9 protein-coding genes and 1 pseudogene are annotated in these 13,830 nt (G+C 75.8%); 3 read left to right on the top strand and 7 right to left on the bottom strand.

All coding sequences use genetic code 11. The annotated features are described in order from the left end of the window. Positions 1-54: 54 nt before the first annotated feature. From ACIQVI_RS22345 to ACIQVI_RS22330, 4 genes are all read right to left on the bottom strand, one after another. On the bottom strand, positions 55-2,760 hold the full coding sequence (locus tag ACIQVI_RS22345) for a DUF6493 family protein (RefSeq protein WP_403598463.1): 2,706 nt from the start codon (positions 2,758-2,760) through the stop codon (positions 55-57). 86 nt (positions 2,761-2,846) lie between these two features. After that, on the bottom strand, positions 2,847-4,220 hold the full coding sequence (locus ACIQVI_RS22340) for an SWIM zinc finger family protein (RefSeq protein ID WP_403598460.1): 1,374 nt from the start codon (positions 4,218-4,220) through the stop codon (positions 2,847-2,849). Positions 4,221-4,387: 167 nt separating this feature from the next. After that, positions 4,388-6,028, bottom strand: a complete 1,641-nt coding sequence (locus tag ACIQVI_RS22335) for an alkaline phosphatase D family protein (protein WP_403598457.1) — start codon at positions 6,026-6,028, stop codon at positions 4,388-4,390. A gap of 160 nt (positions 6,029-6,188) precedes the next feature. Beyond that, positions 6,189-7,769 (bottom strand): PLP-dependent aminotransferase family protein, encoded by a 1,581-nt coding sequence (locus tag ACIQVI_RS22330; protein ID WP_403598453.1) that lies wholly within the window; start codon positions 7,767-7,769, stop codon positions 6,189-6,191. Between ACIQVI_RS22330 and ACIQVI_RS22325 the strand changes: the two are divergent. Beyond that, positions 7,760-8,653: pseudogene (locus ACIQVI_RS22325) on the top strand (EamA family transporter); the annotation flags it as partial. The gene ACIQVI_RS22330 and the pseudogene ACIQVI_RS22325 overlap by 10 nt on opposite strands. 45 nt (positions 8,654-8,698) lie before the next feature. On the opposite strand, the gene ACIQVI_RS22320 reads toward ACIQVI_RS22325, so the two are convergent. Then, positions 8,699-9,532, bottom strand: coding sequence for an alpha/beta fold hydrolase (locus tag ACIQVI_RS22320; protein ID WP_403598450.1), 834 nt, complete (start codon positions 9,530-9,532; stop codon positions 8,699-8,701). 158 nt (positions 9,533-9,690) lie between these two features. On the opposite strand from ACIQVI_RS22320, the gene sigJ reads away from it, so the two are divergent. Next, a complete protein-coding gene (gene sigJ, locus ACIQVI_RS22315) occupies positions 9,691-10,596 on the top strand; it encodes an RNA polymerase sigma factor SigJ (RefSeq protein WP_403598774.1) in 906 nt (301 codons plus the stop codon). A gap of 86 nt (positions 10,597-10,682) precedes the next feature. Here the strand turns inward: sigJ and ACIQVI_RS22310 are convergent, their stop codons facing one another. Continuing rightward, the gene (locus ACIQVI_RS22310; protein ID WP_403598447.1) at positions 10,683-11,399 is read right to left on the bottom strand and encodes a S1 family peptidase; all 717 of its coding nucleotides are present in this window, start codon (positions 11,397-11,399) and stop codon (positions 10,683-10,685) included. Between the two features lie 472 nt (positions 11,400-11,871). Here ACIQVI_RS22310 and ACIQVI_RS22305 point away from each other — a divergent pair, with 472 nt between their 5' ends. Continuing rightward, positions 11,872-12,612, top strand: a complete 741-nt coding sequence (locus ACIQVI_RS22305; protein WP_121831755.1) for a GntR family transcriptional regulator — start codon at positions 11,872-11,874, stop codon at positions 12,610-12,612. Between the two features lie 52 nt (positions 12,613-12,664). On the opposite strand, the gene ACIQVI_RS22300 is transcribed toward ACIQVI_RS22305, so the two are convergent. Next, on the bottom strand, positions 12,665-13,822 hold the full coding sequence (locus ACIQVI_RS22300; RefSeq protein ID WP_121831754.1) for an ROK family transcriptional regulator: 1,158 nt from the start codon (positions 13,820-13,822) through the stop codon (positions 12,665-12,667). Positions 13,823-13,830: the final 8 nt, after the last annotated feature.

Below are 13,830 nucleotides of genomic sequence, written 5' to 3'. Positions count from 1 at the left end.
CGAACGCTTTGTGACTGACGGGTTAAGCGCCCGTCTGGCGGCTTAACGGCTGATTCAGGCCGTTTCTGTCGGAGTCTGATCGGCCTCCTGGCGGAGTGCGTTCAGCAGCCGTCCGGCCTGCACCACCAGCTGCGAGGAACCCCGCGCCGAGGCCACCGCGTCCAGCCCGTCGACCTCCCCCCGGGCCCCGCACCGCTCCACGCAGTCGGCCGCGACCGCGAGCAGCTCACCCAGCCCCCGCACCGGCTTCTCCGCGCCGAGCAGCTCCGGCAGCACCGCCTCCAGGACCGCCCAGACCGTCCCGTACGCCCCGGTGGTCGCCGCCGTCCGGACCGCGTCCGCCAGCCGGTTCGGCTTGAGCGACCCCTCCGCCACCAGCCACGTCAGCTCCGCCCCGAGCGCCCGGGCGTTCAGCTCGCCCCGCGACGCCAGGACGAGCAGCGCGTCCACCGCGCGCAGCCGGTCGTCGGAGTCGACGCAGCCCAGACCGAACGCCAGGGCCAGGTGCACCGCACGGCCGACCGGACCCCCGGCCTCGGCCAGTGCGGTCAGCGGCTCGGTCGCCCCGCGCTGGTCCCCGTCGACGGAGTGCGCCATGGCCGGAAGCAGACAGGCCGCCAGGACCTCGCGGTCGGCCGGGAGCACCGACGCCCACTGCGCCCGGTCCCCGAACCAGTGGTAGCAGTGCCGGGGAGTCGCCCGCACGGCTCCGCCCAGCCAGTGGAAGGCGGGCGGGAACCCCTCCCGCACCACGGCGCGCTCGCCGAACTCGACCACGGTCCGGTCGATCAGCCACCACTTCCCCGAGAACTGCTTGGCCCCCCGGGGGAAGAACCGCACGGTCGCCCCCAGCGCGTCCTCGTCCCGCAGCCAGGCGGCGAGCCGCAGACCGGCCGGGGTGCCGAGCTCCGCCGCCTCCCCGGCCGCCCGCCCCGCCGACGGGTCGGCCCGCAGGACCCGGACCAGGGCCTGGGCGAGGTCCACCGGGGCGGGCTCCACGCCCGCGTCCCGGTAGGCCCGCAGCCGCTCCACGAGGACCGGCGGGTCGATCCCGCCGGTGTGCTGGGTCGGCGTGGCGAGCAGGAACGGCAGCTCGTCCGTGCCCACCAGGGCGGCGGCCTCCCACAGCCGCGCCTGGAGGACGCCCGACAGGCCCTCGTGGGAACAGGAGTCCCGGTCGGGCACCTCCGCCCGGTGGACGTCGATCACCGACCGCCGCACGAGGCCGAGCAGCGACGCGAGCACCACGTGGATGCCGTGGGTGTAGTGCGTGAAGTGGTGGGGCGTGCCCCAGGACTCCTTCGGGAACGCCTCCCGCACCGCCTCCGCCACCGCCGCCCGGTCCCGGTGCGCGTGCCGCACCAGACCGTCGAACGCCCGCTCGAACGCCACGGGGTCCTCCATGAGCCCCTTCGCCACCAGCTCCTCCACCAGCGCCCCGACCGTGGCCGCCGCGGGCGCCACCGGCTCCGGACCCGGCACCGGCGGCAGGATCTCCTCGTACGGCCCGGAGTCCACCGCCACCAGCGCGTCCCCGAACACCTCCGCGGCCGCCCGCCGGTGCGCCGGGCCGAGCAGCCCGGCCGCCTCGGCCAGCTCGTCCCGCACCTCCGGGCCGACGGCGGACAGATAGCGGCCCACCAGCTTCAGCGCCCGCTCCTGGACGCCGGTGTCCTCGTGCCCGAAGGCCTCCGCGACGGCGGGCAGCAGCTCGCCGGCCGCGCCCCGCTCCCGCGCGAGCACCTTGCCGACCAGCGTCAGCTGCGCCCGCACCAGCTTCTTCTCGGTCCGGAAGAGCACCGCGCCCGTCATCTCGGCCAGCGCCCCGGCCGACAGCGTCCCCGCCCCGGCGAGCCCCGCGAGGACCTCCTGCGCGTACCCGGCGACCGGCGACGGCGCGTCGGCCGCCATCCCGATCCAGTCCGGTATCCGCTCCCGCAGCTCCTGTTCGGTCGGGGCGAGGAGCCGCAGCACCTCAAGGGGGAACCGCAGGTCCCGCACCCGCCCGCCGCGCAGTAGCCGGGACACGCACAGGTCCACCACGGCGGCCCGGTCGAGCACCCCCTCCGCGACGAGCGTCGTGAGCGCCGTGGGCCAGTGCGTCGGCGCCTCCGGGCCGACCGACCAGACCAGCCGGTCGGGGGTCTCACCCATCGACAGCGCGTGCGCCACCAGGACCGGCGTCTGCGGGTCCGCGCGCAGCCGCTCCAGGAGCCGCTTGTCGGTCACCTTCCGCGTCCAGCCCAGGACGTAGCCGTCGGTCGCCGGGACCGGGCAGCCGGAGCGCACCACGAGCCCGCGGATCAGTTCGTAGGCGCTCTCCGCGACGTTCCGCCGCTTGGCGAGCCGTCCCGCCACGTCCGCCAGCCAGGCCGGGTCCCGGTCGGCGAGCACCGCCAGGACCGGGCTCGCGTCCTTGAGGTCCCAGCCCAGCATGTCGCTGCCGGCCAGCCAGGTCGCGGCCGCCGCCGCGCCCGTGTGGCACCCGGCCCCCGCCACGTACAGGCCGCGCCGGATGCGGGCCGCCTCCTGCCCCCGCTTCCAGTCCCAGGAGCGGACCTCGGCGCGCAGCGCCTTCAGCCGCCCGAGGGCCTCCTTGCGCGCGGCGGCGTCCAGCGGCTCCAGGAGCTTCGGCACCTGCCGGGCCTGCCCGGCGCGCACCGCGTCGAGCAGTCGCCCGACCGCCGCGCCGCCCGGGGCCGCACCCCGCGCTCCGTCCTCCACCGACACTGCCGCACCGCTCTCCGTACCGGTTCCCACGTCTGCCCCCATTGTCTTCCGTCCCGCCCCTTCGACCCGTGCCCTGATCCCGGCCACCGCTCCGGCCGCCCACTCCCCGATGCCGGTCACGGCGCCGCTCCGGCCGCGACCACCGCGCCCCGCCGGGCCATCCGCACCGCGAGCGCGTGCTTGCACGGCCCCCGGCGCCCCCGGTAGTCCGCCCACCACTGGCAGGTGCAGCTCAGGACCCCGTCCGACTCCCGCACCCGGTAGCGCCGGTCGCCCGAGGCCACCGCCGCCGACTCCCCGTCCAGCTCCACGGCACCCTCCGCGACCAGCCGGCGCGCGCTCACCAGACGCGGGTTGTGGCGCTCGGCGCGGTCCGCGTCGTAGGGCAGCTCCCGGTGGAAGTAGGCCGCGTCCGCCACGTCGTACCCCACCCGGCCGGCCGTGCCGAGCCGGGTCAGCGCCGCCCGCACCCGGTCGGCCGTCAGGCCCGCCTGCGCCGCGAGGTCGGCCGGATCGATCCGCGGCTCCCAGGCGAGCAGCACCGCGACCAGCTCGGCGTCCTGCTCCGCCTCCTCCGTCGCCAGCGCCTCCAGGACACCACCCTCGCCGGAGAAGCCCCGCGCCGGGTCGGGCGACAGCGTCAGCGTCAGCCGCATTCCCGGCAGGGTCACCTCCCAGGCGCTCGCCGCGGCCGTGCCGTCCGGCACCGGCCCGTACACCCGCAGCCCCGTCGCGTACCGCAGCACCCGCTCCAGGGCGATCAGCCGGTCAGGCCCCGGCAGGCACACCGCGCCCGCGCCCGGCCGGGTCGTCGGGCGCAGGGTCCGGCCCGACGGGACGATCCACAGCGGACCGCGCCCCCGGGACTGCGCGCGCGGCAGGGATCGGAGGAACCGCACGGCCTCCGCCCCCGTCAGCTCCGCCCGCAGGTCGAACCGCGCCGAGGCGACCTGGGCCTCGGCGAACCCCCGCAGCCAGCGGTCGGGCAGCGGCACCTTCTTCTCCACGACCGCGCCCGCGAGGGTGCTCACCGCCATCTCGTCGGGGCCGACCCGCAGGTGCAGCGGATCGTCCCCCGTCATCCGCGACAGCGCCTCGCGCAGCGGGTCGTTGACGTCGACGTTGGTGGTGCCGTGTCCCGTCTCCGCGCCGTCGAGGCCCTCGTCGAGCACGTCCAGACGCGCGTACACCCCGCCGCAGCCGGAGAAGGACTCGAACCGCAGCCGGTCCCCGTTCCCCGTCACCACCGGATCCAGCGAACCCGGCCGTATCCGCTGGTAGTAGCGGGCCGCGGCCACGTCGGCAACCGCGAGCAGACCCCGGGCGGCGACCTGCGGCGAGGCCAGGAACCCGGAGAAGAAGCGGGGATGGGCCTCGGCCCCGCGGGGCGTGAGGCCGCCCGCCGTCTCCAGACCGAGCAGCCGGCCGGAGCCCGTGGACTCCAGCGCGGACGGGCGTGCGTAGGCGAGTGCCTGTACGGATCGCGTCATGGAAAAACCGTAGGACCCACCACTGACAACGCCCCTGAACAGGGCTTTTCATACCGGGGGCGCCTGCCTGGCCGGTGTCGTGCGACGAGCCCGTGCCACCGGACGCGCCGGTGCCGCAGAACGCCTTCGCGTCACTGGACACGCCGGTGGCGTCGAACGCCTTCGCGTCACTGCCCGACGCGCCCCGGCCGCAGCACCTTGCTGAACAGGACCTGTCCGCCCTCGGCCCGCAGCCGGACGGTCAGGTCGCCGCTGTGGCCGTCGATGTCGACCTCGCCGAAGTACTGCGGGCTCTCCATCGGCGACAGGTTGGCCCGCTCCGGCGCCCGCACGAAGACCCGCTCGTGGCCGAAGGTCCCGTCGAGCGCGTTCGCCGGGAAACCGCCCGCCGCCAGCGGCCCGGACACGAACTCCCAGAAGGGCGCGAAGTCCTTGAAGGCCGCCCGCTCCGGCGCGTAGTGCTGCGCCGAGGTGTAGTGCACGTCCGCCGTCAGCCACAGCGTGCCGGTGATCCGCCGGTGCTTGACGAACCGCAGCAGCTCCGCGATCTGGAGCTCCCGGCCCAGCGGCGCGCCCGGATCGCCCTGCGCGATCGCCTCGAAGTTCGCCGCCCCGTCCGGGACGACCAGGCCGATCGGCATGTCGGCCGCGAGCACCTTCCACACGGCCGTGGACGCGGCCAGCTCCCGCTTCAGCCAGGCCAGTTGCTCCGCGCCGAGGATGCCGGTGGTGTCGTCGGCCTGCCGGTTGGGCGAGTTGGGGTTCCGGTACGAGCGCATGTCGAGCACGAACACGTCGAGCAGCGGCCCGTACCGCACCACTCGGTGCACCCACCGCCCGCGCCCGCCCCGTCCGCCCGGTACGTGGAGGGAGGAGACCGGCGTGTACTCGCCGAAGGCGCGCGCCGCGCGGGCGGCGAGGACGTCCACGTCCTTCTCCGTGTACCGGGGGTCGTCCAGGATCTGCCCCGGATACCAGTTGTTCCGCACCTCGTGGTCGTCCCACTGCACGATCGACGGCACGCGCGCGTTGAACGCCCGGACGTTGTGGTCGAGCAGGTTGTACCGGAAGTTGCCCCGGTACTCGTCGAGGGTCTCGGCGACCTTCGACTTCTCCGGCGTCGTGACGTTCCGCCAGATCCGCCCGTCCGGCAGGGTCACGCTCGGCTCGATCACCCCGTCCGCGTAGATCGCGTCGCCGCTGCACAGGAAGAAGTCCGGGTCCAGCCGGCGCATCTCGTCGTACGCGCGGAAGCCGCCGACGTCCGGGTTGATGCCCCACCCCTGCCCGGCGATGTCCCCGGACCACAGGAACCGGACGCCGTCGCGGCGCCGGCCGGGGGCCGTGCGGAACGTGCCGGTGACCGGCTCGCCCGTACGGCGCGGGTCGTCCGGGTCCGCCAGGGTGACCCGGTAGTGGATCTGCTCGCCGGCCGGCAGGCCGCGCAGGGCGGTGGTGCCGGTGAAGTCCGTGCCCGCCCCGAGCAGCGGCCCGTGATGGCGGCGCGCCCGCCGGAAGGACTCGGTCGCGGAGGTCTCGACGACCATGCGCGCCGGTCGGTCGGAGCGCACCCACACCAGCCCGGAGGAGGCCGTGACGTCGCCCGTCTGCACGCCCCACGCGGCCCGGGGCCGGCCCCGGAGCGCGAACGCGGGGGCCGCGAGGCCGACGCCGCCGAGGGTGAGCGCGGCCGAGGCGGCCAACGACCCGCGCAGCACACTGCGCCTCGCGGGAGCGGGAGCCGGAGCAAGGCCAGGAGCAGGGACAGAGGCGGGATCGGAGGAGGAGCCGGGCACGGGGTGGGACATGGAAGGGCCTCCGGGAGGTGGTCGATTCCGGTCAAGGGCGGTACGCCGCCCCATGCCTAACGGCCGGGGGAGGCGCCCGCGCGAACCCCGCGTGAACAGAACACCCCCGCCGGACCCGTGAGGCCTCCCGTGGGAAGCGCTCGCCCCGGACCGGGCGCCTTCACCCCGGCCCCGCAGACCCCGCAGACCCCGCAGACCCCACCGGCCTCACAGACCCCACTGGCCTCACAGGCCCCGCAGACCCCACCCGCCCCCCGACCACCCCGGCCAGCAGCGCGATCCCCTCCGCGATCGCCGACGGCGACAGGTGCGCGTAGCCGATGACGAGCCGTACGTCCCCGTCCGAGGGCCGGGCCGTGCCGTACTCCTCCAGGGCCCGCAGCGCCACCCCCGCCTCCGCCGCCCGCGCCAGGAACCGCTCCGGCGGCCCGAAGCGCGCCGGTACGCGCGCGATGACGTGCAGTCCGGCCGCGATGCCGCTCACCTCGGTGCCGGGGAGGCGCGCGGCGAGGGCGGCGAGCAGCGCGTCCCGCCGCTCCCGGTAGGCGCGCTGGCAGCGGCGCAGCTGCCGGTCGTACCCGCCCCGCGTCACGAACTCCGCGAGGACGGCCTGGTCGAGCACCGGATTGCCCAGGTCCATCGTCCGCTTCCGCTCGACGACCTCGTCGAGCAGCGCCTCGGGGACCAGGGCCCAGCCGAGCCGCAGCCCCGGCGCCAGCGACTTGCTGACCGATCCCGCGTAGACGACCCGCTCCGGATCGAGCCCCTGGAGCGCGCCGACCGGCGCCCGGTCGTACCGGAAGTCCCCGTCGTAGTCGTCCTCCAGGACGTAGCCGTCGACCGTCCGCGCCCAGTCGAGGAGCGCGGCGCGGCGCTCCGCCGACCAGCCGATCCCGGACGGGAACTGGTGGGAGGGCGTCACGACCACGGCCCGCACCCCCGAGGCGGCGAGCGGTCCGGGCCGCAGCCCCTCCCCGTCCAGCGGCAGCCACACCGTCTCCATGCCGGTCGAGGCGAAGAGCCGCCCGTGCTCCGGGCTGCCGGGGTCCTCGACGCCGACCGCGCGCAGCCCCCGCGCCCGCAGCACGAACCCCAGGAGGGTCGACGCCTGGGCCACGCCCGAGCAGACCACCAGCCGTTCCGGATCGGCCACCACGCCCCGGCGCCGCGCCAGCATCCCGGCCAGCGCCCCGCGCAGCTCGGGGAGGCCGCGCGGGTCGGGGTAGCCGAGGGCCCGGTGGGGGAGCCGCGCCAGGACGGACCGCTGCGCCGCCGCCCACGCGCTCCTCGGGAACAGCGACAGGTCCGGGGTCCCCGGCCGGAAGTCCACCCGCACGTCCGGCGCTCCGGCGACCGGATCGCGGCCCCCGGGCCCGGCCGCCGCCGCACTCCCCGTCCCGGTCGCGGTCCCGGTCGCGGCACCGGCACGACCCGCCCTGACCGCCCCGCCCACCCAGGTCCCCGCGCCCCGTTCGCCGCGCAGGTAGCCCTCGGCGGTCAGCTGCTCGTACGCCTCGGTGACGAGCCCCCGGGAGACGCCGAGGTCGGCCGCGAGCTCACGGGTGGACGGCAGCCGGGTCCCGGCCGCGAGCCGCCCCGAGCGGACCGCCTCCCGCAGGGCCTCCTGGAGCGCCCGGCCCCGCCGCCGCGCCGGTGCTCCGGCGGCCGGGAGCAGCAGCTCCCACGCGGGCTGCCCGGCGGGGCCCGGAGCCCCGCCCGAAGTGGTCCCCGATGGTGTCATGGAAGTGGACCTTAACCGGCGCCGCCGGGATTCCTAGCGTCGGAACCATGAACGCGAACTCCCTGCGCGGGGTCCTCCTCGTGACCCTCGCCTATGCCCTCGTCGGCGCCTCCTTCACCGCGAACAGCCTGCTCGGCGCCTACCCGTACGCGGGCGGACAGGCGCTCCGCTACGGCGCCGCCTGTCTGCTCCTGCTCCCGCTGCTCGGACGCGGAGGACTCGCCCCGCTCCGGCTCCTGACCCCCCGTCACTGGCTGCGGCTCGCCGCCCTCGCGGCCGTCGGCATGGTCGGCTTCAACCTCGCCGTCCTGGCCGCCGAGCGGACCGCCGAACCGGCCGTCCCGGGCGTCCTGGTGGGCTGCGCGCCGGTCGTCGTCGCCGTCCTGGTCCCGCTGGCCGAGGGCCGCAGGCCGGCCCGCGCCGTGCTCTACGGGGCGCTGCTCGTCGCCGTCGGCGCGTTCACCGTGCAGGGCTGGGGGCGGACGGACGCGGCCGGGATCGGCTGGTCGGTGGCGGCGCTCGCGGGCGAGGTCGGGTTCACGGTCCTGGCCGTCCCGGTGCTGCGGATCCTCGGCCCGAAGCTGCTCACCGCCGCCGTCTGCGGGGTCGGCGCGGCCGAGGCGGCGCTCCTCGGGCTGCTCGTGGACGGCGCCGGTTTCGTCCGGACGCCGACGGGCGTGGAGGCGGGGGCGCTCGTCTGGCAGGCGGCCCTGGCCACGGTCGTCGGCTTCGTCCTCTTCTACATGGGCGTGCAGCGGATCGGCATGGAGCGGGCCACCCTCTTCACCGGGGCGATCCCGGTCGCCGCCGCGCTGAGCGCCGTCCTGGTCGCGGGCGCCGCCTTCGGCCTCCCGCAGGCGGCCGGCAGCCTGCTGGTGGGGGCCGGCGCCGCCCTGGGCACCGGCCTGTTCACCCGTACGGGGAAGGCGTCAGCGGCTGCCGTCGAGGATCACGCGCGCGACGAGGGCCGGGTCGTCGTTCATGGGCACGTGGCCGCAGCCGGGCAGCCGGACGAGCCGCGCGCCGGGCAGGGCGTGCTTCGCGCGGACGCCCTGGCGGCGCAGGAGCAGCCGGTCGCGGGTGCCCCAGGCGACGGTGACGGGGACCGCGGAGGAGACGTCGTCGCGGAAGAGCACGGTCCGGCCCGCCGCCAGGGTCTGGTGGAAGCCGGTCGCGCCGCGCAGCGCGAGGGTCTCGGCGACGACCGCCTCGGGTGAACGCCGCGCGGGCCGGGCGTAGATGGTGCTGGTGAGGGCGGTGCGCCCGGCGGGCGTGCGGGAGAGCCGCTCGATCACCGGCACGGGCAGCGACAGGGCCGCGCCCCGCATGGCCCGCAGCGTTCCGAAGGCGTACCGGCGCTCGGCCTCCGTCCAGAAGCCGGCGGGGGAGAGGGCGGTGACCGAGCGCACCAGCTTCTCCCGGCCGAGCTCCAGCGCGAGCAGTCCGCCGAGCGAGTTCCCGGCCACGTGCGGGCGCTCCACGCCGAGGGCCCCGCAGAAGGCGCCGAGGACGGGGACGACCGTGGACAGGTCGTACGGGGCGCCCTCCGGCAGCGCGTCGGAGGCGCCGAAGCCGGGCAGGTCGACGGCGATCACGTCCCGCTCGGCGGCCAGCACGTCGAGGACGGGCTCCCAGGCCTGCCAGTGGTGTCCGATGCCGTGGAGGAGGAGCAGCGGCTCGCCCGCGCCCCTCCTCTCGTACGTCAGGGACGTCGTCCGGGGACCCGTGGGGGTCTCGATCGTGAACGTGATCCGTGCGGACATGAGGACTCCCTGTCGTGACACCTCTTAGACGACCCGTCAGTAAGAATTACCGGTCGGTAGCCGGGAGTTCAAGAGCCAGGTCCGAACTGGACAGTCCGGAGGCGGTGGGCTGGGATGGACGGGTGCCCACCGACACCCCGACCGGCGCCGAGGCCGGCATCCCCCCGCGCACCACCGGCGGCGTTCCGTCCGACACGCCGACCGAACTCTTCGAGGAGCACCGCCCGATGCTCCTCGGCGTCGCCTACCGGATGCTCGGGCGCGCCGCCGACGCCGAGGACGTCGTCCAGGAGGCCTGGCTGCGCTGGACCGCCGAGGACCGGGCCGACGTCCGCGAGCCCCGCGCCTTCCTCGTGCGCATCACCACCCGCCTCGCCATCGACCGGCTCCGGCTCGCCCACACGCGCCGCGAGACCTACGTCGGCCCCTGGCTGCCCGAGCCCGTCGTCACCGACTTCGGCCCGGCCGCCCCCGACACCGCCGAGCGCGCCCTGCTCGCGGACTCCGTCTCGCTCGCGGTCCTCGTCGTTCTGGAATCCCTCTCGCCCCTGGAGCGGGCCGTCTTCGTGCTGCGCGAGGCCTTCGGCTTCCCGTACGGGGAGATCGCCGCCGTCCTGGACCGCTCCGAGGCGGCCGTGCGCCAGCTCGCCGGGCGGGCCCGGCGCCACGTCGACGAGGGCAGGCCGCGCTACGACGTCGACCCGGCCGAGCGCCGCGACCTCACGGAGCGCTTCCTCGCCGCGGCCGCCGGCGGCGACCTGGGCGAACTGCTCGCCCTGCTCGCCCCGGACGTGCGCCTCGTCGGCGACAGCGGCGGCAAGTCCAAGGCGCCGCTGCGGATCATCGAGACCGCGTCCAAGGTCGGCCGCTTCCTCCACGCCGTGTCCGCGGACGCGGGCCTCTACGAGTACCGCCTCGTCGAGCTCAACGGCGCCCCGGCCCTGGTCGCGTTCGCCGGCGGGCGCCCCGACACGGTGATCCAGCTCGAAGCGAGGGACGGACGCGTCCAGACCGTCCACATCATCCGGAACCCCGACAAGTTCCACGGCCTGAAGGACGCCTGAAAGGGCGCCTGACCCTCCGGGCACGACGACGGGCCTCCCTCCGCGGTGCGGAGGGAGGCCCGTCGCCCGTCGGGGACGCGGGCGCGTCACACGCCCGCTATCGACCTGATCCAGGAGCGGTACGCCGTGACGTTGGTGTACGCCGTGGTGGTCTGGCGGTCGCTGGTGGAGGCCACGCCGACCTGGACGCCTGCTGCCATCATCGGACCGCCGGAGTCGCCGCCGGCGGTGATGCCGTCGCCCCGGCGGGCGCAGATCGCGGAGCCGCCGTAGGCGTCGGTGCAGCCGCTGGTGACGGTGACGTTGGCGACCTTCAGGTAGCGGGACTGGCAGTTGGCCTCGGAGCCGCACTGGGACGTGGCGCCCCAGCCGTACACCTGGACGTTCTGGCCGACGCGCACGGTGCCCGGCTGGCCGAGCGTCGCGTAGGTCGCGGAGACGGAGCGGTCCAGGCGGACGAGGGCCAGGTCCGAGCTGTGCGTGTAGGTCTGGGCGCCGTTGGCCAGGGTGCCGCCGCTGTGCTGGTCGAGGCTGCCGATGCGGAACGAGAGGCCGCCGCCGGTGACGCAGTGCTTGGCGGTGAGGATCCAGGTCGGGGCGATGATCGTGGCCGAACAGGTCTCCCGGCCGTTCGAGAGCAGCCGGGCCGCCCACGGGGCGTTGGAGGCGTAGCCGCCGCCGATGATCGGCTGCACGGCCTGGACGGCCGGGGGCGCGGGTGCCGCGGAGGCGGTGGGGGAGAGGAGGGCGAGGACGGAGACCGCCGCGGCCGCGAGGGTGGGCACGAGCCGTGAGATGCGCAAGGTTCCTCGATTCGGTGGGCGCGCCCGGCGGGCGCGCGTGTGGGGGGCGGGCGGCCCGGAGGGGCCGCGCACATGCCGGGGTCCCGCCGGCGGGGCGGTGGTTCGGCATGGACATGACCCATGATTCCGAAGGGGAGGGCGCGCGGGGTAATAGCACTTGGCCATAACACGGCGCTCTCTCCCCGGAGGCTCCCGAGGAGCACGCGTCTTCGCCGTCCGGCGCCGTCGCCGCCGCACGAACCCCCGCCCCCGCCGCCCCGCGACGGGGGTTTTCCGCTACCGGAGCCTCACAGGGGTGCGAACGTCCTGTGAACGATCTAGGTCAGAGGGCCACATTCCGGGGTTTTCGACGGAGGATTGGTCTTGACCAAGGGAGTGGCTCGCCTTATGGTCGCAGAGTTAGTGCAGGAACCTTTAATAAACAAGGGCGCGGAAAAACGCCGCGGGACACGGCGAATTGCGGAGGATCAGGGTGGGGACCACGCAGCTGGCATCGGTACCGGAACCGAAGTACCAGCACCTCAAGACAGTGATCGGCGAAGCGCTCGACTCGGACTTCGCCGTCGGGGAGATCCTCCCCAACGAGCGCGAGCTCGCCGCCCGCTTCGGCGTCGCCCGGGCCACGCTCCGGCAGGCCCTGGAGCAGCTGGAGCTGGAAGGGCGCCTCCAGCGCCGCCGCGGCGTCGGCACCACGGTCGCCCCGCCGCGCGTCGGCGTGGACGTCTCCACCACCCAGCACGCCTGGCCGGGCGTCGGCGACGAGGCCTGGCAGTCCCTGGACTCCGCCTCCGACGTCCCCCCGGCCGCCGTCGCGCGCGTCCTGGAGACCGGCGCCGAGGACCGGGTGCACGTCGTCCGCCGCCTCCGCGTCACCCAGGGCCAGCCGGTCGCCGCCGAACTGCTCTACGTCCCGGCCGACTCCGTCCCGGGCCTCAGCGGCATCGACGCCCCCGCCGGCCCCGCCCGCGCCCGCGCCGTGCTCCGCGAGCTCCAGCACCTCGCCCTGGACGGCCAGGACCGCTCCGTCGAGCTCGGCTCCGCCCGCGCCGACGACGCCAAGGAGCTCGACCGGCTGCCCGGCGCGCCCGTCCTCGTCGTGACGACCCGCTACCTCTCCGGGGGCCGTACCGCCGCCGTCTCGGTGGCCACCTACCGCGCCGACACCTGCCGCCTCACCTTCGGCGACTCGGTCGACCTGGTCATGGCCTCGTAGTCCGCGCCCCCCGACAGACACCGGCCCGCCCCGGGACCGCCCCTCCGGCGGTTCAGCGGCGGGCCGTCACCGTTCCGTCGACCGCGAAGAGCTGCTCCTCGACGTGGTCGAGGGCGAGCCGCAGCGCCCCCGTGCCCACCGCGGCCTCGCCGAGCAGGGAGAGCACCACCCGGGGCGGGCGCAGGCAGAACCGCGCCAGCTCCTCGCGGAGCGGCTGGAGCACCCCGTCGAGACCGGCCGCCCAGCCGCCCACCACGACCAGCTCGGGGTCGATGGCCAGGACGAGGGCCGCCACGTCGTGCACGAGCCGCTGGATGAACCGCTCCACCGCCGCCCCGGCCCGCGCGTCGCCCTTCTTGGCCAGCGCGAAGACCTCCGCGACCGCCTGCTCGTCCAGCGGGTGCAGCGGCTCGTCCGTCGTCGAGAGCAGGTGCTCGGGGGTGACGTCCCGGCCGAGCAGGTGCAGGGCGCCGATCTCCCCGGCCGCCCCGCCGAAGCCGCGGTGCAGCCGGCCGCCGATCAGCGAACCGGCCCCCGGGCTCAGCCCGGCCAGGACGAACACGATGTCGTCGGAGTCGGTCGCGGCGCCCTTCCAGTGCTCGGCCACGGCCGCCGCGTTGGCGTCGTTCTCCACGATCACCGGGCAGCGGAAGGAGCGCCGCAGCCGCTCGCCGAGCGCGAGGCCCGTCCAGCCGGGCAGCGCCGTGCCCAGGCGCACCGTCCCGTCGGCCTCCACGATGCCGGGCGTGCCCACGCCCACGGCCCGCAGATTGGACCGGGCGACCCCGGCCCTGCGCAGCACGTCCGCGACCACCGTGCGCACCCGGTCCAGGCGCTCGTCCTCGGGCGCCGTCTCCGACACCTCGCGGGACCCGGCGCCGATGATCCGTCCGTCGAGACCGGAGAGCAGGGCGGCCACCCGGTGCGGGCCGATCTCGATGCCGAGCAGATGACCGGCCTCCGCGCGGAAGCGGAACCTCCGCGCCGGACGCCCCTGCCGCCGGGCCTCGCCCTCCTCGGGCGCCGACTCGACGACGAGCCCGCCCTCCATGAGGCCCTCGACGACCCCTTCGACCGTGGGCCGCGACAGACCGGTGATCCGGGTCAGATCGGTCAGCGTGGGCGCGTCGGCGCCCCGCAGCGCATGGAGTACCACCGCGGAGTTGATCCGCCGCAGCAGAGACGGATCCCCGCCGGTCAGCCGCCCCACCGTGTGTC

Source organism: Streptomyces sp. NPDC098101 (assembly GCF_044760185.1).
GTDB lineage: Bacteria > Actinomycetota > Actinomycetes > Streptomycetales > Streptomycetaceae > Streptomyces.
The sequence above is the reverse complement of the archived record's forward strand: the minus strand, read 5'-3'. Positions and strand labels throughout refer to the sequence as shown.